The 24,456-nt window shown below is 60.0% G+C and carries 22 protein-coding genes and 5 pseudogenes; 20 read left to right on the top strand and 7 right to left on the bottom strand.

The window, feature by feature from the left end; translation table 11 throughout:
• Positions 1 to 110, top strand: a pseudogene (locus tag CO660_RS12555) (IS30 family transposase); the annotation flags it as partial.
• A gap of 199 nt (positions 111 to 309) precedes the next feature.
• Here the strand turns inward: CO660_RS12555 and traA are convergent.
• A complete protein-coding gene (gene traA, locus CO660_RS12560; RefSeq protein WP_097599166.1) occupies positions 310 to 4,959 on the bottom strand; it encodes a Ti-type conjugative transfer relaxase TraA in 4,650 nt (1,549 codons plus the stop codon).
• Between the two features lie 194 nt (positions 4,960 to 5,153).
• On the opposite strand from traA, the pseudogene CO660_RS32785 reads away from it, so the two are divergent.
• The 3 genes and pseudogenes from CO660_RS32785 to traG all read left to right on the top strand — a co-directional run.
• Positions 5,154 to 5,276 (top strand): annotated as a pseudogene (locus CO660_RS32785) (TraC family protein); the annotation flags it as partial.
• The gene (locus tag CO660_RS12570; RefSeq protein ID WP_097598974.1) at positions 5,266 to 5,499 is read left to right on the top strand and encodes a conjugal transfer protein TraD; all 234 of its coding nucleotides are present in this window, start codon (positions 5,266 to 5,268) and stop codon (positions 5,497 to 5,499) included. The pseudogene CO660_RS32785 and the gene CO660_RS12570, both read left to right, overlap by 11 nt.
• Positions 5,496 to 7,415 (top strand): Ti-type conjugative transfer system protein TraG, encoded by a 1,920-nt coding sequence (traG, locus tag CO660_RS12575; protein WP_245421318.1) that lies wholly within the window; start codon positions 5,496 to 5,498, stop codon positions 7,413 to 7,415. The genes CO660_RS12570 and traG overlap by 4 nt, the downstream gene beginning before the upstream one ends.
• A gap of 42 nt (positions 7,416 to 7,457) precedes the next feature.
• Here traG and CO660_RS34455 read toward each other — a convergent pair.
• Positions 7,458 to 7,839, bottom strand: a pseudogene (locus CO660_RS34455) (hypothetical protein).
• Positions 7,836 to 8,177, bottom strand: a complete 342-nt coding sequence (locus CO660_RS33800) for a hypothetical protein (protein ID WP_245421319.1) — start codon at positions 8,175 to 8,177, stop codon at positions 7,836 to 7,838. Before CO660_RS33800 ends, CO660_RS34455 begins: the two are co-directional and overlap by 4 nt.
• Positions 8,178 to 8,393: 216 nt before the next feature.
• Here CO660_RS33800 and CO660_RS12595 point away from each other — a divergent pair, with 216 nt between their 5' ends.
• Entirely contained in the window at positions 8,394 to 8,699 is a 306-nt protein-coding gene (locus CO660_RS12595) for a WGR domain-containing protein (RefSeq protein WP_097598975.1), read from the top strand.
• An 81-nt stretch (positions 8,700 to 8,780) separates the two neighbouring features.
• Here CO660_RS12595 and CO660_RS33295 read toward each other — a convergent pair whose 3' ends face one another.
• Both CO660_RS33295 and CO660_RS12600 read right to left on the bottom strand, forming a co-directional pair.
• A complete protein-coding gene (locus CO660_RS33295; protein WP_176536281.1) occupies positions 8,781 to 8,960 on the bottom strand; it encodes a hypothetical protein in 180 nt (59 codons plus the stop codon).
• A 336-nt stretch (positions 8,961 to 9,296) separates the two neighbouring features.
• The gene (locus CO660_RS12600) at positions 9,297 to 9,620 is read right to left on the bottom strand and encodes a DUF736 family protein (RefSeq protein ID WP_097598976.1); all 324 of its coding nucleotides are present in this window, start codon (positions 9,618 to 9,620) and stop codon (positions 9,297 to 9,299) included.
• A 901-nt stretch (positions 9,621 to 10,521) separates the two neighbouring features.
• Between CO660_RS12600 and CO660_RS34460 the strand changes: the two genes are divergently transcribed.
• The 4 genes from CO660_RS34460 to CO660_RS12615 all read left to right on the top strand — a co-directional run bounded on the left by CO660_RS34460 (position 10,522) and on the right by CO660_RS12615 (position 13,262).
• On the top strand, positions 10,522 to 10,698 hold the full coding sequence (locus CO660_RS34460) for a hypothetical protein (protein WP_176536280.1): 177 nt from the start codon (positions 10,522 to 10,524) through the stop codon (positions 10,696 to 10,698).
• 74 nt (positions 10,699 to 10,772) lie between these two features.
• Complete coding sequence (locus CO660_RS12605) at positions 10,773 to 11,963, top strand: DUF1173 domain-containing protein (RefSeq protein WP_097598977.1); 1,191 nt, start codon at positions 10,773 to 10,775, stop codon at positions 11,961 to 11,963.
• 238 nt (positions 11,964 to 12,201) lie between these two features.
• A complete protein-coding gene (locus tag CO660_RS12610; RefSeq protein ID WP_097598978.1) occupies positions 12,202 to 12,795 on the top strand; it encodes a DUF433 domain-containing protein in 594 nt (197 codons plus the stop codon).
• A gap of 92 nt (positions 12,796 to 12,887) precedes the next feature.
• Positions 12,888 to 13,262, top strand: a complete 375-nt coding sequence (locus tag CO660_RS12615; RefSeq protein ID WP_348627644.1) for a PIN domain-containing protein — start codon at positions 12,888 to 12,890, stop codon at positions 13,260 to 13,262.
• Positions 13,263 to 13,793: 531 nt separating this feature from the next.
• Here CO660_RS12615 and CO660_RS12620 read toward each other — a convergent pair.
• Both CO660_RS12620 and CO660_RS12625 read right to left on the bottom strand, forming a co-directional pair.
• A complete protein-coding gene (locus tag CO660_RS12620) occupies positions 13,794 to 14,159 on the bottom strand; it encodes a type II toxin-antitoxin system VapC family toxin (RefSeq protein ID WP_097598979.1) in 366 nt (121 codons plus the stop codon).
• Between the two features lie 189 nt (positions 14,160 to 14,348).
• A complete protein-coding gene (locus tag CO660_RS12625; protein ID WP_097598980.1) occupies positions 14,349 to 15,269 on the bottom strand; it encodes a zincin-like metallopeptidase domain-containing protein in 921 nt (306 codons plus the stop codon).
• Between the two features lie 655 nt (positions 15,270 to 15,924).
• Between CO660_RS12625 and CO660_RS34465 the strand changes: the two are divergent.
• From CO660_RS34465 to CO660_RS12675, 11 genes and pseudogenes are all read left to right on the top strand, one after another.
• Positions 15,925 to 16,017 (top strand): annotated as a pseudogene (locus CO660_RS34465) (transposase); the annotation flags it as partial.
• A pseudogene (locus CO660_RS12630) lies at positions 16,012 to 16,649 on the top strand (HEPN domain-containing protein); the annotation flags it as partial. The pseudogenes CO660_RS34465 and CO660_RS12630, both read left to right, overlap by 6 nt.
• Before the next feature lie 357 nt (positions 16,650 to 17,006).
• Positions 17,007 to 17,993, top strand: a complete 987-nt coding sequence (locus CO660_RS12635) for a UbiA prenyltransferase family protein (RefSeq protein ID WP_097598981.1) — start codon at positions 17,007 to 17,009, stop codon at positions 17,991 to 17,993.
• 2 nt (positions 17,994 to 17,995) lie between these two features.
• Positions 17,996 to 18,697 carry an HAD family hydrolase gene (locus tag CO660_RS12640; RefSeq protein WP_245421322.1) on the top strand — a complete coding sequence of 234 codons (702 nt, stop codon included), beginning with the start codon at positions 17,996 to 17,998 and terminating at the stop codon, positions 18,695 to 18,697.
• Positions 18,694 to 19,059 carry a GtrA family protein gene (locus CO660_RS12645; protein WP_097598982.1) on the top strand — a complete coding sequence of 122 codons (366 nt, stop codon included), beginning with the start codon at positions 18,694 to 18,696 and terminating at the stop codon, positions 19,057 to 19,059. The genes CO660_RS12640 and CO660_RS12645 overlap by 4 nt, the downstream gene beginning before the upstream one ends.
• 326 nt (positions 19,060 to 19,385) lie before the next feature.
• Positions 19,386 to 19,676: an acylphosphatase gene (locus CO660_RS12650; RefSeq protein ID WP_097598983.1), complete on the top strand. Its 291-nt coding sequence runs from the start codon at positions 19,386 to 19,388 to the stop codon at positions 19,674 to 19,676.
• 131 nt (positions 19,677 to 19,807) lie between these two features.
• The gene (locus CO660_RS12655; protein ID WP_097598984.1) at positions 19,808 to 20,449 is read left to right on the top strand and encodes a Rieske 2Fe-2S domain-containing protein; all 642 of its coding nucleotides are present in this window, start codon (positions 19,808 to 19,810) and stop codon (positions 20,447 to 20,449) included.
• A complete protein-coding gene (locus tag CO660_RS12660) occupies positions 20,446 to 21,294 on the top strand; it encodes an aromatic ring-hydroxylating dioxygenase subunit alpha (RefSeq protein ID WP_097598985.1) in 849 nt (282 codons plus the stop codon). The genes CO660_RS12655 and CO660_RS12660 overlap by 4 nt, the downstream gene beginning before the upstream one ends.
• A complete protein-coding gene (locus CO660_RS12665; protein ID WP_097598986.1) occupies positions 21,291 to 21,950 on the top strand; it encodes a glutathione S-transferase family protein in 660 nt (219 codons plus the stop codon). The genes CO660_RS12660 and CO660_RS12665 overlap by 4 nt, the downstream gene beginning before the upstream one ends.
• Position 21,951: 1 nt before the next feature.
• The gene (locus tag CO660_RS12670; protein ID WP_097598987.1) at positions 21,952 to 23,331 is read left to right on the top strand and encodes an amidohydrolase; all 1,380 of its coding nucleotides are present in this window, start codon (positions 21,952 to 21,954) and stop codon (positions 23,329 to 23,331) included.
• A 21-nt stretch (positions 23,332 to 23,352) separates the two neighbouring features.
• Positions 23,353 to 24,453, top strand: coding sequence for a BMP family ABC transporter substrate-binding protein (locus CO660_RS12675; RefSeq protein ID WP_097598988.1), 1,101 nt, complete (start codon positions 23,353 to 23,355; stop codon positions 24,451 to 24,453).
• Positions 24,454 to 24,456: the final 3 nt, after the last annotated feature.

A 24,456-nucleotide genomic window follows, 5' to 3' on the forward strand; every position in this document is an offset into this window, starting at 1 on the left:
AGCTTGGTCTCTATCAGTATCTACCGGAAGCGCGCCGCAAACGTTGTCCACTGCGCTCCAGGAAGCCGCGCGACGGTGTTTTTCCAGCCACGCACCGCATATCCCAACGATGCTGCTCGATCGCTTTACGGACCAGATGCGAAAACGGCGGCGGCGTGGTGCGCCTTAGGCGCGCGCTCTGACGGCCGCTCCGGTGATTTCAGCTTCTGGGTGAGGGTTTTCAAACACCTGAGCACATAGGAGACCGCCACATCCCCAGCGTGAAAGCGAGCAGGCAACAAGCGACGATCTCCGCTTGTTCAGCGATCTTTAAAGATCAATCCCCCGTCCGCGGTTGACGCCTCGCTGACGCCGTTCCGAGAGGATCTGCTGACTACTCTGCGCGCGGACCGTCTGCTGCAGGACCTTCAGCCTCTCCTGCATCGCGACGAAGGCATGGCGCTGCGCCGCTGGCACTTGGTTGATGAGATCCTTGTCGCCGCGGATGATGGCGTTGCGCCCGAAGCGCTCGTCGAGCGCCTTGCTGATGTCATCGAACTCCCGGCGGATGTTCGCGTCGGGTGGGGCGACCGATGCGTTTTGCCGATGGCTTCTGTTCCTCGCCTCCTCTGCCAGTCGTGTGAGCGCCTCTTCCGCCTCTTTCGACAGGCCAGGAATAGCAACCGCCATGCGCCGGCGCTCGTCGATGATGGCGTGGCGCTCCGCATCGAAGAGATTGGCATAGGCAGAGCCGAGAGAACGCAGGCGCGCGGCTGCCTCGGGCACGGCCTGCATCGCCTCTTTGCGCTCCCGGCCGGAAGCCAGCATCTTGTCCATCAGACGATCCGAACCGCGCAACGCGCCATAAGCGGCCGGATCATTGGTCACAGCGGCAGCGATACGATCGGCAGCAAAGCCTTTGGCAAGCAGTTCCTCGATCTTGCCGACGGCTCCTGCCGGATCGCGCCAGATCGTCCTTGCCGCGTTGGCCAGTGCCGCACGCTGCTGACGGTAAAGGGGAGCCGAGAGAGTTCGCGATCGCGCCTCGTCGTCGACTGCTGTCTTGAACTCGGTGACAGCGGCAAGCATGGGCAGCACGGTCGCATTCTCCTTGCCGGGCTTCTTTCCTAACTCGCTGCTCGTCACCGCACTGGCCGCCGCGACGACCTTCGAGCGGTCCTGACGTTCGGCCTGATGCTGCGCCTCGGCAAAACGCTTGACGGCTTCGAACAGGCGGATCAGCTTCTCGCGCTCGCCGGCCATCAGATCATCCGGCATGCGCTCGGCGATGTTGCGCTCGGCAACCGCATCCGCCTTTGCGGTGAAGGCGCTCCAGCCGAAGCGCGCAGACAATGCTTCGCTGACCGCCTTGATCTCCTGCACGACCGTGCGGTCCTTCGCGGCAAGGGCAAAGGCGGTCTTATAAGCATCGTCCCCGCCCCTGTGGCGCACCGCCTCGATCTCCATGAGACGCGCCATGGCGCCTTCGGAGAGTGCCGGGACCGACAATGACATATGCGCGCGACGCGCCTGCTCACGGATCTCGAACCGTTCGGCGTTCCTGCGGAACTCGCTCGCATGGGCGCGGGCCAAGGGAAGCAATTCCGTCGCAGCCGCCAAGGCGACATTCCGCTCCTCACGCGCCGCGCGTCCGTCGACGATGAGCTCGGAGCCGCGCAGGCGGCCAAGCCGATCGGCGCTCGCGGCAAGATCGTCGGCGAGCCTGCGGGGTTCGATGCCGGCATCTGAAGCAAGCGCATTCAGGGCGACAAGTGCGCCATCCGGATCACGATAGATCTTCTCCAGCACCGGTCGCAGGAGGGTTTCCCGATCCTTCCACGCCGGGGATGACAATTGCGCCAGCCGTGCATCCTCGTTGAGGCTTCTGGTGAAGTCGCTGGTCGGCGGGATCAGATAATGGGCTTTGCCGGCGTTTGCGCCTGGCATGGGGTGGGATTCAGTTCGCTCGTCGCTATAGGAGACGCGCCGTTCCCGCTCGATCGCAAAGCCGAGCGCCATGCTTGCCCGCTCCCAGAGCTTTTCCACCTGCTCCCGCTTTGCGGCAATCCACGCAAAGCGCCGCGCGATGTCCCCCTCGATCTCGGCCGCAGCCAGCGAGAGATACTCGAACCCGCGGCGGCGGGCGAAGTCTTGCGCCTGGGCCTGGTAGCCGGCCTCGCTTTCAAAATCGAGGGTCGTCGTCTTGGCGCCGGAGCGCGACAACCGCTCGACGAGCTGGTTGAACAGATCCGGCCGATGACTTTCCCGCTCGATGCGGTCCTGGCGCGCTTCAGCGGTTTCGATCTGCCTGGCCGTCCAGACATTGCGGTCGACCTCCCGCTCCTGGTAACGCTTCTGACCGGTCTCTTCGTCGACAACGGCAATCTGGACCTTGACCCGTTCCACGCCGTCCTTGCGCAAGGTGACGGTATCGCCCTCAGAGAGGCCACCCTCTTCGAGCGCCTTCGGCAGGCTCACGCCCCACAGCCGATGGATATTGCCATCGTCGGTCCTGATGTCGGCATAGGGGGTGTCGTCGGCATCCTCATCATCAGGCCGGAACTTGGCCTCTCCGGTTTCGACAAGCTCGCCGGTCACACCGGCGGCATGATCGACACGCGGCTTGCGCCCCCATTCCGGTCTTGGCTCAAAATCCTCGCTTGCCGCATAAAGATCGACGCGATCGCGATGCCTCGTCATCGCCACATAGGTCAGGTGCTGGTCCAGCATGCCGGTGGCAAGCACCAAGGTGCGCTCGACGGTGGTGCCCTGGGCTTTGTGGATCGTTGCGGCATAGCCGTGATCGACATTGCGATAACTGTCTTCGCTGAAGACGACTTTATGGCCGTTGTCGAGACGAACCGAGATCAGCGCTTCGCCGCGTTTGTCGCCGGTGGAGATGACCGTGCCGAGCATGCCGTTCTTGACGTATTGCGGACCATAACTCCTGGCCCGCGGCTCGAGGAAGCGGGCGTTCTCCAAAAAGATGATGCGGTCGCCGACGGCGAATTCCCGCGCCCCGCGTGCCGTCTGGAAGGTGCGGCTGTCGGAAAGCGCACCATCGCCGGCCATCACCGCACGCAGCGCCTCGTTCAGCTTGCCGACATCGTCATTGGTGTGGGCAAGCACGAGCAGTTCGTCACCGCGAAGACGGCCATCCCTGCCCTCAGAGACAGACCGGCCGACGGCCTGTCTGCGCGCCTCGGTCCAGTCACCGACCATCCGATCGATTGCTGCCGAACGCGTCTCCTCCTCGACAAGATGACCATGCCGGGCATAAACGTCGAGCCCCTTTTCCACCTCGCCGCGGGCAAAGAGCCGCGAGGCCTGGCGCGCCCATTCTTCATGCTGGCGGCGCACGCCGGCAAGTTCGGCAAAACCGATGCGTTCGCTGATCGCCCGAAAGGCTGCACCCGCCTGGATCGGCTGTAGCTGCATGGCGTCGCCGACGAGAACGACTTTCGCGCCCGCCGCCTCGACGATGTCAAGCACACGGGCCATCTGTTGGGAGGCCACCATGCCGGCTTCATCGATGACGAGCACATCACCGCGTTCGAGCAACTCGCGGCCGCTGGCCCAAGCAAGCTCCCAGGCGGCGAGCGTTCGCGATCTGATGCCGGAACTGTCTTCCAGGCCTTCCGCCGCCTTGCCGGCAACGGCGGCACCGATCACCCGGCGCCCCTCGCCTTCCCAGGCAAGGCGGGCTGCCGCCAGCAGCGTGGACTTGCCGGCGCCGGCAAGGCCGACGACAGCCGCAATGCGGCTGTCGCCGGTGACATGGCGGATGGCATCGACCTGTTCCGCGTCGAGCCGAAAAGGATGTTTGGGATCGCCGGTCTCGACGCGCTCGATCGCCGCATCGACCTGCCGAGCCGAAACGCCGAAGCCTGCTCGCTCCGACAGAACCCGCGCCGACTGCGCCATGTCGTATTCGATGCGCAGCATGCCCCGAGTGGTGAAGACTGCCGGGTCTGCGACCTTAAGCGTTTCTCCGTCGATCTCCTGCGGCTTCAGCATCACAAGTTCATCCGACGCCATCAGCCGGGCGCGGATATTGGTGAAGTCTGCCGGATCGTCGACATATCGATGCAGCGCCTTGGCAATATCCTTCTCGTCGAAAGTCGAGCGCTCATTGCCGAGCTGCTTCAGCAGAAGCTCCGGCTCTGCCAGCAGCCGGTCGGCAATCTCGTGGCGGCGGGCGAGATCGGCCGGTGCGGAATAAAGCTCCCTGCCCTTGCGCGCGAGCGCTGCCTTCTCCGGCCCGAGATGTTTTTGCGCGATGCCGTCCAGCCCCTGTTCGGCATAGGAACGACCGTCGAGCCGGATCTCATGACCGGCGAGCGCCAGATGTCGGTTGGCCGTTTCCGCCCAGGCGATCTTCCAGGCCTTCAAGGTTTCCTTGTCACCTGCCCACACCCTGTAGACGATCTTGCCGTTCGGCCGGTCCGGCGTGACAATGCGTAGCGGCTTGCCGTCTTCGCCAAGAACAGGAACCTTCTTCCGGCCGAAGCCGTCCTCCGTCAGCGGACGCAGCGTGGTCATGAGATGGATGTGCGGGTTGCCGTCGTTGTCGTGATAGACCCAGTCGGCCACCATGCCCATCGACGTGAAGCTGTCCCGGACGAACTCCCGGACAAGCGCGATGTTCTCCGCTCGCGTCAGTTCCTCCGGCAGTGCGATGATCAGCTCGCGGGCGAGCTGCGCGTCCGCCCGCGTCTCGGAAGCATCGAGCGCATTCCAGAGCACCTCACTCGCTTTGGCAACGGATTGCCCACCGATCGCCGCCGTCAGCCAAGCCGGGATCTGATCGGGTAGCGCCAGTTCCTCATGCACCAGTTCCCGCGACCCACCACGATAGCTGAAGGACGTTCCGGCCTGCTCGTCTATCATCCGGGCGCGATGACGATAGGCGGCGGCCGAGACGATGCTGCGCCCCGCTCCCCTGCTGATCACCTGCGCCCTGACGAACATGATTGCCACAACCGGCTCCACACCTTCCAAGCACGTCGCGCAAGCGACGTATATTGCGCCCTCAAATCGATCGGACCGCAGGGCCGATGCCGCTTTTCCGAAACGCGCCTATCGATCGGAATTGCGGCTGCGACATTTTCAGATTGATGCAAAATAGCCTATTTAACTATTTTATTCTAGTTAGTATAATCTGGCCGCTCGTCGAGGAGATCGCGGCGCGATTTCGCAAAGGAGAGAAGAAGGGGACTGATGGCGCATCTGGTTCGCCGCGTCGACCAGCAGCTGGCGGCACTGGAGCGCCGGCGGAGGTGTCTCGTGACAGCTGATCGCAAGCATGAGGCGCGCGAAAGGTTTTTGCTCGGCGGCCTGGTCGTCAAGGCCGGCCTCACGAGGGCTGACCGGGCATTCCTGCTCGGCGGCTTTCTCGAACTGGCAAGGATCGCCCCGGGTTCATCGGAGTATCGACGCTTGCGCGGTATTGGAGAGGAAGCATTCAAGATCCCCAAGCTCGATGGCGGTTCGCGGGGCATCGTGGAGGCGCCCGAATGACCACGCGAAGGAAACCGCATCCGAGCCTGTTGCTCGTTCTGGTGCCGATCGCTGTCACTACTCTTGCCGCCTATGTCGTCAGCTGGCGGTGGGAGGGCCTGGCCCCCGGCATGACAGGCAAGACCGGATATTGGCTCCTGCGGGCCGCGCCTCTGCCGGCGCTTCTGTTCGGGCCACTCGCGGGGCTATTGACGGTATGGGCTCTGCCGCTGCACCGGCGAAGGCCGGTGGCAATAGCGAGCCTCGTCTGCTTTCTGGCTGTGGCCGGCTTTTATGCACTGCGCGAATATGGCCGGCTTGTTCCCGTCCGTCAAAAGCGGCGCGATCGCATGGAACCAGGCACTTTCCTATCTGGATGTCGTTGCCGTCATCGGCGCGCTGGTAGGCTTCATGGCGGTGGCGGTGGCCGCGCGCATCTCGACAGTCGTGCCCGAACCGGTGACGCGCGCCAAGCGCGGAACCTTCGGAGACGCGATTGGCTTTCGATGTCCGCGGTGGCAAAGCTCTTTCCACCTAATGGCGAAATCGTCGTCGGCGAGCGCTACCGAGTCGACAAGGAAATCGTCCACCACCTGCCCTTCGATCCAAACGATCTGGCGACATGGGGGAAAGGCGGCAAGGCCCCGTTGCTCACCTACAAACAGGACTTTGATTCCACGCACATGCTGTTCTTTGCCGGGTCGGGTGGATACAAGACGACGAGCAATGTGGTGCCGACGGCACTACGCTACAGGGGACCGCTGATCTGCCTCGATCCATCCACCGAGGTCGCGCCAATGGTGGCCGAACACCGCACTAGCGCCCTTGGCCGCGAGGTTATGGTGCTCGATCCGACGAACCCGATCATGGGCTTCAACGTGCTCGACGGGATCGAAGCATCCAAGCAAAAGGAAGAGGACATCGTCGGCATTGCGCATATGCTGCTGTCGGAAAGACTGCGCTTCGAAAGCTCGACCGGATCCTACTTCCAGAACCAGGCGCACAACCTTCCGACCGGCCTGCTCGCCCACGTGATGCTCTCGCTGGAATATGAGGGACGGCGAACCCTGCGCAGCCTCCGCCAGATCGTTTCTGAGCCGGAGCCCTCGGTGCTCGCGATGCTGCGCGACATTCAGGAGCATTCCACCTCGGCCTTCATCCGCGAAACGCTTGGCGTCTTCACCAATATGACCGAGCAGACCTTCAGCGGCGTCTATTCCACAGCATCGAAGGATACCCAGTGGCTGTCGCTCGACAGTTATGCCGCGCTTGTCTGCGGCAATGCGTTCAAATCGAGTGACATCGTCTCGGGCAAGAAAGACGTCTTCCTCAACATCCCGGCGTCGATCCTGCGCTCGTATCCCGGCATCGCGCGCATCATCATCGGCTCGCTCATCAATGCGATGGTGCAGGCCGATGGCGCCTTCCAGCGCCGGGCGCTGTTTATGCTCGATGAGGTGGATCTTCTCGGCTACATGAGGGTGCTCGAGGAGGCGCGCGATCGCGGCCGCAAGTACGGCGTCTCCATGATGCTGATGTACCAGTCGGTCGGGCAGTTGGAGCGGCATTTCGGGAAGGATGGCGCGACATCATGGATTGATGGCTGCGCTTTCGCCTCGTATGCGGCGATCAAGGCGCTTGACACGGCGCGCAATGTTTCGGCGCAATGCGGCGAGATGACGGTGGAGGTGAAGGGCAGTTCCCGCAATATCGGCTGGGACACGAAGAATAACGCCTCGCGGAAGTCGGAGAGCGTTAATTTCCAGCGCCGGCCGTTGATCATGCCGCACGAGATCACCCAGTCGATGCGCAAGGACGAACAGATCATCATTGTCCAGGGGCATAGTCCGATCCGCTGCGGTCGGGCGATCAATTTCCGACGAAAGGAAATGGATCGGGCTGCCAAGGTCAATCGTTTCGTCAAACCTGTGCAGTGACGATCGAAGCTGTGCGGTAACGAGGCTATTGCAAGCGAGAGCTCAGCGGAATCGGCTGAACTCCGTGGCCGACTTGCGGCGACTGATGAATTCGCCAGCAGCGGCATGAAGAAAGCCTTGCTGAAGCGGCCAGTTGGCGGCGCGGGTTCAAGATAGAATGAGTTTCCCACGATGTCGGTATTGATCTCATCAAAGATGATCCAAAGCTTATGATCGGCATCGAGGCCGGCACGGCGCTTTTCGATCGCCGGCACTTCCGCGGCGAACTGCGATGCCTCTGGCTGCTTTGTGGTGATGGAAAGAAGAGAACCAGATCACCGTCCGGCCGCGGCATTCTCACACCGACTGCGACCGGCCGCTCCCTCTCGCGCCCATTGGAAGGATAGCGTATGACGCTTGCGGTCTGGATCAGCTGGTAGGTCATGAGCGGCCTGCCTCGTCCTCGGCGGCATAGGCCTCGACAGCGTTTCCGAACTCGGAAAACAGCTCATCGGAGATCGCTTCGATGGTCCCGACGGTGCGCCGGTCCGACTGTTTCATCAGCCGCTCGTAATCTTCGATATTGAGGATGTTTTTCCAGAGCGCAGTGAAACGCGCGGCGGAAAAATTGGGGGCGACCGCGCCGTCCTTGACGCCGGATTTGCTGGAGTAAAATAGGACGTCAGAGAGAAGAAGACCCGCGGACCCGAAGGGGACGCGACCGTTTCCGGCGTGAGCCGGCAGGAAGTGTCGAGGATAGAACCCCAGCCTGCGACTGGTCAATTGGCTCACATCATCCCGAGAGAGGGGACGTGATCCGAGGCGAAGACCGTTTACGGACTTCGTGAGCGAAGCGAATAGCACCCGACCGGCCATCGGCCGGTTCGCCCAAATCCACGATCATCACCTTCGAAGATCATCACGAAAATGAATCGGAGTGGGCCGACCGATTCACAAGTGTCGTTGGACGCAAAAGCTGGAACAAGCGATTCTTCCGCCATGCTCGCTCAACCCTATCAGCTCTACATCGAACGAACGGACGCGACGAAAAATATGGCGCGCTTCTATGCGCTCGCGATCGAAGCAACGCTGTTCGGCACTCCCTGCCTGACGCGGCGATGGGGACGGATCGGAACGGCCGGACAAGCCATGGTGCATCACTTCGACAAGGAAGAGGATGCAGTCCGCATGTTCCTTGATCTTCTCCATACGAAACGGGCACGTGGCTATAGACCGAACACAAATGTCAGACGTGAACCCATGGTCTGGGCTGTCCGCGGAAACATTCCTGATCCTTGCCGATGATCATTGATGCGAAGCGCAGCTTCGGGTCGACGCGCCGGTCGACCCGGCGTACCGGCCCAGGCGACAAGGCAAACGCCGCGCTCAGAAGGGTGGCGCAGCATCGATGGTGCCCTCCTGCTCAGCGAGCGCTATCGTCAGTTTTTCGGCCTGAGCGATCTCCAGCTCCGCTTCGATCTGGCGACGCTCGGCCGGATCGGCGTTTCTGAGTTCGGCGCGCAGTTCTTCAATCTGAATTTCGAGTGCAATCGTCATCGTCGTCATCTCCTGAATGATGTGAAAGATGACGACCTGGGTCGTGAGGCTCGGGCCGGGTCAAGGATCGCGTCAGCGACCGGCGGAGCCGGCGAGCGGAGGAACCGATTTTCTGACGGTGCCCTTCAGGGCGCCAGCTGAAAATTGGAGGGGCCGCGAAGTCCTTGAGGCGGCACGACCCTCACGGCAGACTTGGATATCTGAGCAGGCAGTCCTTGGTCTCGTGTGGCACGACAGTAGGAGTGAATGCGGGCTCGATGCCCGCGTTCACTCCCGATACCGCCCGTAACAAATCGCGAAACGGCGAAGGCGGCCCCGATCGCTCGGGGCCGCTCGAGTCGCTCTTCAGTTCGGGCTGTTCCAGAGGATGACCTTCTTGGCGGGATCACCGCCAGGAGCCTGGGCGACGTTGCCGAAGATCACGCCGATCTCAGGGGCCTCCAGCTTGACGGAGAGATATTCCTCGCCGGTCTGGCGGGCAATGCGGTTCCACGCCGCCCCGATTTCGAAGCCGGTCTTGCGGTGGATGATGCGGTAGTCGGGTGCGTCGTCGCTCGCCTTGCTGGCGTTGGGGACGATGGCGATCGGGGCGTTTACCCGGATGGTCGCAAAGATGCCTTCGAGGGTGCCGTCGGTCTTCTGCGTGAGCGTTGCGATCGTGGTGGCCATGGTTCTGTCTCCTTCGGTTGCTCGGGACCATTCCCGATGGCGCACTAAGAGACGGCCGACTTGCTGCGGTCAGCTCGCCCGGAATTTTTGCAAAATTCTATTTTCCGCCAAGACAAACGGACCGAAATCGAATTTTGCAAAAACTTCGGGCAAGCCTAACCCCTTCAGGGGTTGACCGCAAAAGCAGGCGGTCGTCTATAGGAGCGACATATAACGGGAATGGTTCAGGGTAATCGAAGGCTGCGACAAACCATCATAGCCCCCGGTCCAGCGTTGCGGGATATCGGCGGCGTACTCCAAGGGCGGTTCGCACGCTTGTCGATCAATAAAACGCCCGCGCCCGCTCCCAACTGCGGCAGGCGGCGAGCACATCCCTTATTCATGTCATCCTTCGCAGATCCGCGACTGCGCCGCGGCGACCGCATTGCCGCTGCAGACCGTGCGACAACCCCGGGTGAAGGTTGTTCGCGTGGGCGTCGAATGGGTGATTTTCCCCCTCGCCCAACCATCTGAGCCGTCGGTGGTCGCCAGGCACATCAACCATCGCAATCACGCGACCGCGAACGATCTGGGCCGGACTCATCAGCAGAACCAAGCCGCATGAGATCACAAAGCAACAGGATGCGAGCAAGTCACAAACGGAATATGTTGCGGGGTTCGAAAATGAAGCCCGTACGGCTCGGCGGTCGAAGCAAATCATGCAAGGACATGCTAGCGCTCACGGCCGCGGAAGAAATCACGTTCATGGGAAACCTGTCGGGAGCAAGGAAAGAGCCAGCCCGCGGCGGCGCTCTCCAACCCGCCAAGCCAACCCTTGCCCGCCCTCCTCTTCCTCTTTCACCCAGACCGACAGCTGAGGCCGGCTTGAAGGGCTGGGCAGCACGCGATTAGAGCTCACTTTATGCTGGCGCTCGCTGCGGACGCATGTGGACAGAAGTTTACCTTCGGCATCGTTCTTTACGGCCGCGCCGATGTCGTGCCATTCGGCGATCGGCTCGCAGCAGTTCCCTTTCCTGCCTATGGCGATGACATCAGCCCCAGCGGCTGTGATATTTCTATACTAACTATTTTGCGCTAGTATAATCCACGAAGCTCGTGCTACGCCTTCTGATACGGCTCGATCAACCTGTGGTCAGACGAAGGAGGAACCGCGTGCGACAGTTTTTGATCGGCAACCGGGCGTTCGATGACAGTTCTCCAGAGTTTCTGCCGCAGCTCGAACACGCTTACGAACATAAGCTCAGGCCACTTTGCCAGTGTAGGGAGCCGCCGGTGCCGATGTACATCGCCCGGATGGATGGCCAATTCCTGGTCAAACGCATGCCGCTCTCAGGCCGGCAGCATGATCCCGGATGCCGATCTTACGACCCGCCGTATGAGTTATCCGGCCTCGGGCCGTTGATCGGGAACGCCATCCAGATTGACGCGGCGACTGGTGCAACGACGCTGAAACTTGATTTCTCTCTCTCGAAACGGGCGAACCGATCGACGTCGAAGGCGCCTTCAGACCCATCAGAAAGGGTACTAAGCGATCCCAAAAAACTCTCGCTTAGGGCGATGCTCCATTATCTCTGGGATATGGGAGAGCTTACGGAATGGACGTCGCTGTGGGCTGGAAGGCGCGGCTGGGGCCGCGTCCGCAGCAGCCTGCAGAATGCCGCAAGACAGATGATCGTCCACGGCGGCCCGCTCACCGACATCCTGTTTATCCCGGAAGTGTATCATCAGGATGACAAGGAAGGAATTTCCGCCCGGCGTGCTGCAACTTTGGCCGGAGCCAAGGCAAATGGACCGGGACCGCGCAAACTGATGTTGATCATCGCGGAGGTAAAGGAGTTTTCGCCAGCCCGCGACAGCCAGAAAATCCTGGTTCGCCACCTCCCCTTTCCTCTCATGATCGATGAGGGAGCATGGAAGCGGTTGAATGGACGATATGACACCGAGCTGGAACTGTGGCGATCAAACGAAGTGTTCCATCTTATCGTGATCGCCACTTTCGGCATTTCGAGCGTAGGGATCGCATCTGTGGAGGAAGTGGCGATGATGGTGGTGAACGAGAACTGGATCCCGTTCGAAACCATCTACGAACAGCGGCTCCTCGAACGGCTCGCCGGGTTAAAGCGCAGAAGCAAAAAGGGATTGCGCTTCGATCTTTCACGTGGTCAGCCGATTGCCTCCGTGACATTGCCAGACGCAAGGCCGTCGCCCGTGGCGCTGTTCATCGTTCCGACGAATGTCGACGAAGACTATGAGGTTGCTCTGAGCGAGATGATTGCGGCCAGGCCAGAGATGGCGCCATGGATCTGGCGTGTGGCCGAGGGTGAAATGCCCTGTTTGCCGTGATCCGCATGAACTCTGCTTCACAGCAGCCGATTTCCTTTCCAGCATCGCCAAAGCGTTGGTTCAGCCGATGCTCAATTGCTGCGAAATGCAGATCGGCCCAATCCTGCTGCTTGGAGCGAGGCCGTGTGCTGGCAATAGGGATCGGACTCCGCAATGTTTAGGGCAGCCGCTTGACCTGAGCGGCCGTCAACACCTATATTAATTCATCTCCAGATGGAGTTGAATTAGGACCATCGACATGAGCAATATGGAATTTACGGTTACGGAAGCGAGCTTCTTGGCAGATCGCTCTCCTACGGACGTTCAAAACGCAGTCGACAAGAAGGTCGTCAAATCCACCGTGGTTAAAGTCGGGCCACGAGCTCAACGCCTTCTAGGAAGGGCTGAGCTGCGGTTTCTAACGATGGATCGCGAAATCGGGGAAGCCCTGTCCGGCGTAGGCAAACGCCGTCTTTATGAGGAACTGTCAAGGCTTCCAGAAAAGGCCACGACGGCGCGATTTGGCGCGCTCGTCGTGGATCTTCGAAAAAGCGACGCCAAACTCAAGAGGAGATTGAGGCTGCTCGAAACGATCAAGGCGTCAATTAAAATGAAAGGGGGAGAGCCTTTTATCAAGGGAACCGATATTCCTGCTTATCAGGTGGCTGCCTTGTATCCTGCGGCTTCTATCGAGGAGATCCTCGAGGATTTTCCCTCGCTCAAGCGTGACCAAGTTGAACATGCGATCGACTTCGCGCGGGCATATCCTAAAAAGGGACGCCCTTATCCGTCGACGTCCCTGAAACGCGGAATTTCCAGTCTTATTAAAAGCGGTGTTTTTGATGATGACTGAGACAAGGCCTCGGAGTGCTTAAATATTTGCTCGACGAGTCCGTCATCCGTTCAATGGACACGCACAACAATGTCGTTTAGTGGAAGAGATCCATCGACGACAGCGAGTTGGCGATATGCGTTTTCACGCTCTTTGAGAAACGAAAGGGCGCTGAGGCGCAGTTGACAAAGGACCCAAAGAAAGCTCAGGCAAAGTTGGATGCGATAGCCGAGTTCGAAATCAGCTTCGGGCCCGATCGCGTTCTCAGTCTCGACGTAGCGGCAACGAAAGAATGGGCTTCGTTTGTCGGGGCGAAGGAAAAGCATGTCATGGACGCCGGTATCGCCGCGGTCGCGAAAACGCACGGGCTTATTATTGTCACGCGCAACCTGAATGACTTCGCCGACTTCCGCGTACCGTGCCTCGATCCATTCCGAGATCCACCGCTTTTGGTAGAATATGACGACAAGTCGACGAAGAGCAAATGACGAGACGAACGCGGTAGACTATTCGGCCGGCAACGGCACGTCCGGACTGGAAAGCTGGCGAACTCGTTGGCGGTCGCGACTTAAAAGCTTCGTCTGGCTGCGACGCCCGCTATCGCGTAGCGCGCTGTTTCAGAGCGCCGCCACCCCCGCCCGTGCGTTCCATTCTCCCAAAAATAATGCTTGCAGGCGGTGTTCGATGAGCGCTCAGGGCGTTGAGGGGGTTTTGCTAAGATGAGAATCCGGTCGATCGCGTTTGGACCGATCGACCGTTGCTCATTCGAAGAGGTGCGATCAGGCCGCGCTTTCCAGTAGTTTCCTGGCCTTACCTTCCAGTTCGAGACGGCCCCAATGTAAAACACCGTCTCCAAGGAACGCAAGGCGAACACCTGATGGATCAACCTCGGACGCGAGGCCGCGGATAAGTGACGCCGAATTATGCTAGTCTGATCCTCTGCGCGACCATGAGTTTTCGCCGCCGAGCTGAGCGGAATCGAACCGCTGATACGTGCTGGCAACAGCGCAAATTTTAGGTCAGATTTCGTAACACACTCGTATTTCGGGCATTTCGCGAGGGAAATCCTTTGTGTTTCGTGTAATCCGCAACATCGAGTGAACATTGGCCGTTGCCCAGACAATGGCATCTGGAAACTTGATACGATTAAGTTGTCGCAGAGATACTGCTCGTTCGGCTATGGCGTCATCGACAGCGATGACTGCAAAGCCCGCCAGGAAAGCGCGCGTTCCGATCGCAACCTCAGGCTTGGCACCGACGAGAACCTCCATTCGGGTGATGATGCTAATCGCCTTTTCGCGATGTCTTGCCAGGTCGCCTCGCGCTTGCAGAACTGCGTTGAGATAGTCGATTAAAACACTGGTCTCGAACAGAGACTTTACCATTCGCTGCGCATGTTTTCCTGATAGGTTAAACCATCGATCTTGCCGAGGCGGTTGCCAAGCAGATGGAGCAGGCATATTTCAAGGGCGCGTTAGCGAAGAACTGACTCAAGCCGAGATCTCGACGGCCGCAAGCGCGCGAGGCATCGGCCGCTGGAGTTATCCGGTGTGAATGGCTGAGGAAAAGACGGCTTACGCCGCCTCCCCCTCATTAAGGTCCGGCTGCAGGTCATGCAGGTAATCGACGGCCCGCTGCGCATGAGCTGCCGCTGAAAAAATTGCCCGCTTATCGTTGCCGAGAACCTTGAGCCAGCCATCGAGATAGCTTGCGTGGTCGGGGCGTGGTTCAAGCTCCGGAACGATGCCAAGGTCGGCGCAGAGAAAGCAACTGCCGAGTTCGGCAATGAGTTCCTCGCGAGCGCGTTCGCTCCGGTCTTTCGCATAGCGGCCGAGATCACGATCAAGCCTTCGGGGTGCCGCGGTCCAATGCGTCATCTCGTGGCTCAGGATGGCGACATAAGACGCGTCGTCGCGGAAGGCATCCAGGTATGGCATTTGGATGTAATCACGGGCAGCAGCATAATAGGCGGCCGATCCTCCATGCCGTATGAGTGCGCCGGTATTGGCAAAGAAGCGTCCGGCATCGCCGATGCGGCTCAGCGGATCCTGGACGGGCTCAATGCATCCGGCCCGCCCATCGAGACCGGTGATCTGATCAGTGTTAAATACCGTGTAAGTTTTGAGGAATGGAATATCCCGTTCGATCTCCGCGCCTGTCTCCGTCGTCTCGGTGCGAATAAATGAGCTGGCGAAGACAACGGTCGTGCCGGTTTCGCCCTTGCGGACGGCGGCGCCGAGCTCCTTTGCCTGGCGAAAGGTCATCCACGTCGATGACGCAAAGCCGCGCGCGATCGCTTCAGACCAGAGGAGCAGAACATTGATGCCGGTGTAGGGTTGGCTGTTATGGCGCAGTGGCCGGCTGACCTCGGCTGTCGCATCTTTCGTCGTCCAGGGCCTGATCCATGGCCGTACGCCCTGTTCGAGATCCGCAATGATCTTGGCTGTGATGCGACTGTAAATATCGGATCGTTGATTGGATTGCTGCGTGCTCATATCTGAACCTCCGTTTGGAGGCCGCGGCCATCGCGACCTGCTACGCGGGCCGAAAGCCAGGCAGTAAGCGCTGCCTGCACCCGCAGGGCCGCAACGAAGTGGAGGACGGCGAAGCCGTTGCGAGCGGCGCGAGCCTGGCAGGACCAAAGCGGGGCAGGACGCAATGGCCGCACCGCTACCGCGAGGTCGTGAAGGAGGCAGAGCGGCAAATCCAAGCTGCATCTTGTCGCTCGCATCGCAGATGAACCGCATTGAAGATTGGCTACCTCTTCGGCCTGATGATGGCCGCGGGCGCTGCGACGCAACCAGTCCTCAGACAAGGGCGGAAACAGATTCGGCACGCCGGTAGAGGCTTGTCAGCGCCGTTCCGGAGGGTCCGTCCATCTCACGAAGCTTTTGGCCTAGCGCATGCCCCTCTGTGTTTCGGCGTGCAATTTTGACCACCTGGCGGGGTAATCGGCGTCAATTTGACCCCCTCAGATTTCATCTGACCATCCGGCTTTTAGCGGCGGATGGCCGGGAGTTGAAGCGAGTGGATACGATTGCGCGTGTTCGACGGGCCTTCCATCTGCGGTGACGTGCTCCCGTTAAATTAGGCCATTCAGACTTGGAATTTTCCACTTATGATCCCTATTGGGCAGAAGAGGAGAATTTCATGAAGGCCTCGAAGTTTTCGGAAGCGCAGATCGCGTTCGTGCTGAAGCAGGCGGAGGACGGGACGCCGATCGGTGAGGTCTGCCGCAAGGCGATCGAAACTCCGGTGAGCTTCATTGTCCACTCCAGGCGAGAGGTGAACAACTATCTGCAGGAAGGGCAATACTTCTTCTCCGACATTAGGAAGGAAGGCATCGTTCTCTACGAACTCGATGAAGAGCCGCTCGCCGAGCCTAAACTTCTTTCCGCGGCAGATCTTTTTCAAACTTGCGGACGGGCGTTTCGACTAAAGATTCCGGGCGGCCACGCGCTTTCTCCAAATGGCAACGCTAGCGATTGAGCGGGACTTTGCAGAGAACGCAGCATTCGAGCTGCATCAATCCATCGAGCAGGCCTACTCCTGTGTGCTGCTAACGCTCACTAATTACGGCCCGCCCTCCCACAACATCAAATTCCTCCGTTCCCTCGCCGAAGAGCAAGACCGGCGCCTGGCCGAGGACTTGTGATCAGCATCGTGAGCGGGCGTGGCTCAACACGCTGAACGAGGCATATGTGAAGGCCCGCTATTCCAAGCATTTCGAGATCAGCGAGGAGGCGCTCGGATGGCTCGGCGAGCAAACAGCATTCCTGCTCGAACTGGTCAAGACAGTGTGCTCTGAGCATTTAGAGGTACTCGGACGGAATGCGGATAGCAGCGTCGCGACGCGCGCGGCCAGCGCCACTTAGGGGTTCCGAGACCACCTGAGAAACCGGCCGGTTTCAGTTCAGCCATCAAGCTGTTTGGTAACCGTTCCAGCAATCGAGCGGTTCTCTGGACAACGCCCCATGGGAAGACACGAAGACTTGACCCAAACATGCGGGATCGAGGTTCCATGTGGTCCGCTCGCCCAAAAGTTCGCTCACCTCCTTCGCCCGCCGCTTTCGCCGCGGCCTTGCCTCGCTTCTTTTCTCGCTCTTTTCTCATCCGGCATAGGCCTGCGGTGAAAGCGCCCTCGGCCCTGGGAATTATTTCGAAACCTATGACGTGTATCTGTTGGATGATGATCAGAAATAGACCGTCTGACGAAGAAAGAGGCGTCTGGTATGAACACAGGCTCGAGTGATCGCAGCGTCCCCGCATCAGGCCGAGCGGGCTTGCGCGACTATATCGCCATTGCACGGCTCGATCACAGCACGAAGCATGTCTTCATCCTTCCCGGCATCATCCTCGCCTATCTTCTGCGCGGGGTCAGAAACGATGACCTGGCGTCTTCGGTCCTGCTTGGCCTTGTGACCGCGCTCTGCATCGCATCCGCAAACTACTGCATCAACGAGTGGTTCGACCGCGAGTTTGACCGGCATCACCCGACGAAATCGCAGCGACCAGCCGTGCAAAGCGCGATGAACGGCAGGCTGGTTCAGCTTGAGTGGAGCGTGCTGCTCATCGTTGGCCTCGGCTGCGCCATCCTCTCGAGCAAACTTCTCTTCTGCGTCGCCTGTCTGTTTGCGATTCAGGGAATCCTCTACAATCTCGACCCCATCAGAAGCAAGGATAAGGCCTATCTCGACGTCATCTCGGAATCGATCAACAATCCCATCCGCTTGGTGATCGGCTGGTCGATGATCGACCCAACGAGCCTGCCGCCCGGATCGATCATCCTCGCCTACTGGTTCGGCGGCGCGTTCCTTATGGCGGCCAAGCGCTTGTCGGAATATGACGAGATCGTCGCGTCCCATGGTAAAGATCTGCTGTCGAGCTACCGGGCGAGTTTCGCGCACTATACGCAGGTCTCGCTGACCGCCTCATGCATTGCCTATTCACTCTTTTCGATTGCCTTCCTGTCCGTCTTCCTGGTCAAGTATCGCATTGAGTACATGCTCGTCCTACCCTTCGTCGTTGCCCTGTTTACTGCCTACTTCGTGATGGCGACAAAACCGGGCTCTACGGCGCAGAAACCGGAAAAGCTGTTCCGCGAGCCAGGGCTGATCGCAATCGTCATGGCCCTGGTGGCGGCCTTCATCTTCACGACATTCGTCGACATTCCGCTTCTAGTGACCCTGACCGAGCAGCACTACATCACCATCCAATGATCATGGCGAATGATATCGACTGGGGCAGTATCCGTCTCGTCGTCTTTGATGTCGACGGAACGCTATATAGCCAGAGGAGGCTGCGCCTTCGGATGGCGGGCGAATTGATCGCTCATGCGGTGGCGCGGGGCAGTCTGACCAATCTGCGGGTGCTGCGCGCTTACCGTTCCTTGCGTGAAACCATCGGCGAGGAGGAGATCGACGATTTTCAGGCGAACCTGATGGCGCGTATCGTCGCGCGAACCGGCGAGCCCGCGGAAAGGATAGAGGCAATCGTCAGCGAATGGATCGGCCGCCGTCCGCTCGCCCATCTCGCATCCTGCCGGTATGATGGGCTGGTGGAGTTGTTTGCCGGTCTTAGACGGCAGAATAAGGCGATCGGGATCTATTCTGATTATCCTGCCGACGAGAAGCTGCACAGGATGAACTTGTCGGCCGATTACATATTGGCTGCAAGCGATCCCGGCGTCGGCATCCAAAAACCTCATCCGCGGGGCCTGCAGATGCTGATGCAGCGCGCCGGTGTCGGTCCGGCGCAAACGGTGCTGATAGGCGACAGACCGGAGCGGGACGGTCTTGCGGCGCGGCGCGCTGGTGTCCTGCCGCTCATTCGCTCCAACGTGCCGCGGGAGGACTGGCTGACCTTTTCAACCTATTCGGACCCAGTGTTCGCGGCGCTTCGGGCAGAGGAGACATCCGGATGATCTTTTCCAAAGCTATTCGTTATGTGTTCACTGGGGGCCTCGCTGCATTCGTCGACCTCACGATGTTTCATTGCATGCTGGTGCTCGGCGTGTCTCTCAGCCTTTCGGCGACATCGAGCTGGCTGATCGCCGCCGCCGTCAATTACAGCATTACCAGCCGCTATGTCTTCAATCAGGCAATAAGCCGCAAGCGCGCTTCACTGTTTCTGATCGGCGCGCTCGTCGGCTTGTCCATCAATGTCTGTGTGACGCTGATTCTCGCACAACAGGTCGGGTTCTCGCCCTTGTGGGCAAAGTTTTTCGGCATAGGGACGGCCTTCACCTTTAATTTCCTGATAAACCTTCTCTGGGTGTTCAGGTAAGGCCCGCGAGCGACCTGCGGGCCATATCTTTTCGTTCAAGAACCGACCCTGCAATAGGAGCAAGTCTCCGGCTGAAGTGTCATCGAGCTCGGTCGTCACCTCCTTCCGCTCTACCTAGTCGACCTGAAGAATCTGCCGCTCGTTTTCTGAGATGCGGCCTTTGGCGACCACTACGGAGGCGACGGCTGGTGTCACCTTCTCCACGGAGCCCGGCAGGATTGCTATTTAGGCATCGATCGGTGGAACGACCAGAACCTTCCCTCATGCCCCTTTCACAACGGCATTGAAGCGCTATGCTGTCAGCACGGAACGAGCGAGAGAATTCCATGGGACGACCACGGCAGAGCGAACGCGAACGGATCACGATCCTTGGCGACGTCAAGTCTGCCTCGTTCCTCCCGTGGATTCGCCGTCATGCCGACAAGCTCGGCCTTTCCCAAGATTTTTTGCATGCCGGCGCCGACCGGATCGAACTCGAAGTCGCGGGACCTGTCGAACTGATCGACATGCTGGAAGTGGGATGTTCACTTGGGCCGATTGATGTCTGGGTCGACGCGATTCAGCGCAGGATTGTATATGCCACAGACACACCGCAGCCGGAACAGCACCCGAGCTGATGCCCGTTATTTAACCATTGTTGCCAATGCGAATCTTTTATGCAAACCTCTGAAGCTGAGATTGCAAAGCTTGGAAAGCCGCGCTACGTCTGCAGTGTCAAGCCGCTGGTAAGATTGAGGAAATAACAGTCATGCCTTCCGATACGGCCGGCTCCTGGATGCCTGTCGCGCTTTCTGCCGATCTGCCGCCGGCCACCGTCATTCCGGCCTGGACCCCGTCAGGATCCATCGCTCTCTGGCGCAGTCAGTCCGGGCGCGCATCAGCTTCTTCGGACCGTTGTCCGCATCGGGGCATGCGATTGTCTCATGGCTTCGTCCGGAGCGAGGCCCTCTCCTGCATCTATCACGGCTGGAGCTATTCTCCGGCGGGAGCATGCGTTCGCATCCCGGCTCATCCCGATCTCGTGCCGCCGGAAACGATCCGCGTCGCGGTTCAGCAAGTTGAAGAATCGGATGGCATCGTCTGGGTGGCGGTCGGGGAACCAGCGATGCCGCCGCCACGCCTTGATCGTCTCATGCCCATACGCTCGATGACGCTGGAGGCCGACATAGCGGCAATTGAGGCGGCGGCCGGCGGAAAAGCCGATGCGGGCGGGCTCATCCCAGTCGCTGACTGTCCGTGGGTCCGGCTGCTGCCGGCGGAGCAGATCGACTGCACGCTCATTCATCTCCTGGTCGAACAGGGGCGCAGCGTCGCAGATCGGATTACAGCGTCCCGCATCGCCGAAGCGGTGCGCCGCCGGGCAGAAACACACCAGAAGGATGTGGCATGAAAGGAGCCGGCGCGATGATCGACGAATGGTACCCGGTCAGCCTCGTCAGCGGGCTCACCGAGGCAGGAAGCAAGACCGCTTTGATGGGCGAGCCGATCGAGGTGGTACGCACCCCTGATGGCGCGGCACGCGTCACATCGGACAATGGACGTGCCCTGCCCGTTTGCCTCCGCTATGGTCATGTCTGGTCTTCTCTCGGTACCCCCGCCAAGGAGATCTTTGCCATTCCCGAGGCCGATCAGCCCGGCCGCCGCTTCGTCGACGTCGGTGTCGTGCGGGTACGCTGCTCCCCCTTAAGAGCAGTCGAGAACTTCCTCGACATTGCGCATTTTCCCTTCGTTCATACGGATATCCTCGGCGCCGAGCCGCATACGGAGGTCGAAAATTATAAAGTCGAGATCCGCGAGAAAGAGGATGAAGTCTGGGCGACGCAGGTGAAGTTCTACCAGCCACAGGCTGCAAAGTCGGCGACCAGCGGGATAACCACCGAGTATATGTATCGCGTGCCAGCCCCGACCTGCTCGGTGCTTTACAAGACCTGCCCTCCCCGCCCGGGCGAATGGGATGTCATTACCCTGTTCGTCCAGCCGCTTGCGGAAGACCTTTGCGACGTTTGGCCGTGGATGGCCCTCTTCGACGACGTGACGCCAATGACGGATCTCATCCATTTTCAACAAATGATTTTCCTGCAGGATCGTTCGATTCTGGAAAACCAGATCCCGGCGCTTCTGCCGCTCGATCCCGGCATGGAAATTCCGACCAGGGCCGATCTGACATCGATCGCTTACCGGCGCTGGCTGAAGCGCCACAACTATCTCTATGGCGCACAGCTGGTCGCACAATGAAGCTCTACGACTACATCCTATCGCCGAGCTGTTACAAGATCCGCCTGATGGCAGCGATCCTCGGCGTCAAGCTGGATATCCGGCCGGTCGATTTCCATCCCGGCATGGAACATCGTGGTCCTGAGCTTCTCGTCCTCAATCCGGCAGGTTCGATACCGATCCTCATGGATGGCGAGCTGGTGCTGACAGAATCTTCGGCCATGCTCGCCTTTCTCGCCGCGCGGAGCGGGCCTGATTGGCTGGGTCTGAACGCGCCAGAAGAGACGGCGCGCGTGCAACAATGGCTCTCTTTTTCGCATCGGCTGACGACAAATCTCGGTGGGGCACGGCTGCATCAGATGTTGCTGCGCCCCGGCAATATCGAGGCCCTGCAGGCACAAGGGATCGCGGCGCTGCGCGAACTCGAAGCCGGACTTTTTGAGCAGCGGCTCCGCGACATGCTATTCCTCACATCAGACCGCGCGACGATCGCCGACATCGCCTGTTTCCCCTATGTCGCACTGGCGCCTGATGGCGGAATCTCGCTCGATCCCTATCCGAACATTCGGCTGTGGCTGCGCGCCATCCGCAGTCTTGAAGGTTTCATCGAAATGCCCGGCATCCACCGGCTGCACGAGTTGAAGCCCGACCCTCATCCTGCCAGGGAGGAGACGTGAGATGCCGGGCTACCTGCTGACGAACTGCGCCGCCATAATCGTCGACGAAGGCAACGGGCCGACCGTGCGTCGGAACGCCGATCTGCTGACCAGCGGCCCGGCGATCCAGGCGATCGGGACGAACCTGTCGCAGGAGGCCCTGCCTGCCGACACGATCATTCAGGATGCGTCCGGCTGGTTTGTCTATCCGGGTCTCGTCAACACCCACCACCACTTCTTCCAATGCTTCGTGCGCAATCGGGCCGATCTCGACTGGACGAAGCTCTCCGTGATCGAATGGCTCGACCGGATCTATCCGATCTTCTCGCGGCTGAACGAGGATTGCTTCTATCATTCGTCGGTCACGGCCATGGCGGAGATGATCAAGCATGGCTGCACGACGGCCTTCGATCACCAATATTGCTTCCCCCGGCACGCCGGAAAGCGTCTGATCGATCGTCAGTTCGAGGCGGCGGAACTTCTCGGTATGCGCTTCCACGCGGGACGAGGCGGCAATACGCTGCCGAAGTCCGAGGGCTCGACGATCCCGGACGCCATGCTGGAAACCACGGACGAGTTCATCGCCGATTGCGCCCGGCTGATCGACAGGTACCACGATTCCGGCGCCTTCAGCATGCGGCAGGTGGTCGTTGCCCCTTGTCAGCCCGTCAATTGTTACCGCGAAACCTTTGTCGAGTCGGTTAGGCTTGCCCGTGATCGCGGCGTCCGGCTGCACACGCATGTCGGTGAAGGCGAAAGTCCCGTCATCCAAGCACGGCATGGAATGCGTACGGTCGACTATTGCGCCGAACTCGGCTTTGCCGGGCCTGACAGCTTTTATGCCCACTGCTGGGAGTTGACACACGAGGAACTGCGCAAGATGGCGGCAAGCGGCACGGGTGTCTCCCATTGCCCCGAACCGGTCTATCTGGTCGGCGCCGAAGTGACGGACATACCCGCGATGGCCGCTTTCGGCCTGCGTATTGGCCTCGGTTGCGATGGCGCGGCCTCGAACGACAATTCCAACCTCATGCACTGCATCCACTCTGCCTATATGCTGCAATGCCTGACGGCCTCGACGCGCGCCCATCCGGTTCCAGCGCCCATCGATTTCCTGAGCTACGCGACCACGGGTGGCGCAAGCCTGCTTGGCCGCAGCGATATCGGCCGGCTCGCTCCCGGCATGGCAGCCGACCTCTTCGCCATCGATACCAGGCGGATGGATTATGTCGGAACCCGCCACGACCCATTGAGCCTGATTGCCAAGGTGGGGATCGGCATGCCGACCGACCTGACCATGATCAACGGACGCATCGTCTGGCAAGCCGGTGAGTTTGTCGGGCTCGATGAGGCACAGCTCTTCGCCGCCGCGGAAGCGGCTCTCGAGGCAGTCGAATTCTAAAAACCAAAAGAGGGAACTGACATGTCCAGTAATTTCACCCGCAGAACACTGATGAAGGGCGCGGCGGCTGCCGGTCTTGCGACGGCTTTTGCCGGCCGCTCAGCGCTTGCTGCCGACGAACCGCTCGGCATCGCGCTCGTCGTTCCCTCGCCTATCGGCGACGTCGGCTGGGGTCATGCGCTTGCCGCCGGCATCGATCCTATCAAGGCCGCCTATGGCGACAAGGTGAAGGTCACGGTCATCGAAAACATCGCCGAAGGTCCGGACGCCGACCGCATCATGAACAAGACCGTCGCCGACGGAAATCATTTCCTGATCGCCGGCTCCTTCGGCTATCAAAATGGCGCGCTGCAGATCGCCCGCCGCAATCCGAAGGTGACCGTCCTGCATGCTTCGGGCTTCCAGGTCGCACCGAACTTCTCCCCCTTCGCAGCGAAATATTTCCAGGGAACCTACTTGCTCGGCATGGCGGCGGCGGCCGTTTCCAAGACCGGCAAACTCGGCTCGGTGTCGGCCTTTGCCATTCCCGAGCTGATCACCTCTATCAACGCCTTCACCCTGGGCGCGCAGGCCGTCAAGCCGGATATCGAAGTGTCTGTCGTCTGGGTCAACTCCTGGTTCGATCCAGCCAAGGAGCAGGAAGCCGCCAAGGCGCTGATCTCGCAGGGCTGCGACGTGATCTTCTCGAATGCGCAGGATACGCCCTCGGTAATCTCGGCATGCGAGGAAGCCGGCGTTTATGCATTCAACCTCAACTCCTCGATGAAGAAATATGCCGAGAAAACCTATCTCGGCTGCATCGCTACCGACTGGTCGCCCTTCTTCAAGGCGTCGGTCGACGCCCATCTCGCCGGCACCTTCAAGGGCGCCAACGCCTTCCTCGGTGTTGCCGACAAGGTTGTCCAGGTCGTCGATTGGAACCCGGCAATCCCAGCCGATACGATGACCAAGATCAAGGAAATCGAGGTCAAGATTGCCGATGGCAGCTTCTCGCCGTTTACCGGTCCGATCACCAAGGCTGATGGCAGTGAAGGTGTCGCTTCGGGGACCACGGCGACAGACGCCCAGATCGTCGCGATGGACTGGCACGTCAAGGGTGTCACGACGCCGCTGCCGAAGTAAGCC

Origin of the sequence: Rhizobium sp. L9 (assembly GCF_002531885.1) — a bacterium.
Lineage (GTDB): Bacteria > Pseudomonadota > Alphaproteobacteria > Rhizobiales > Rhizobiaceae > Rhizobium.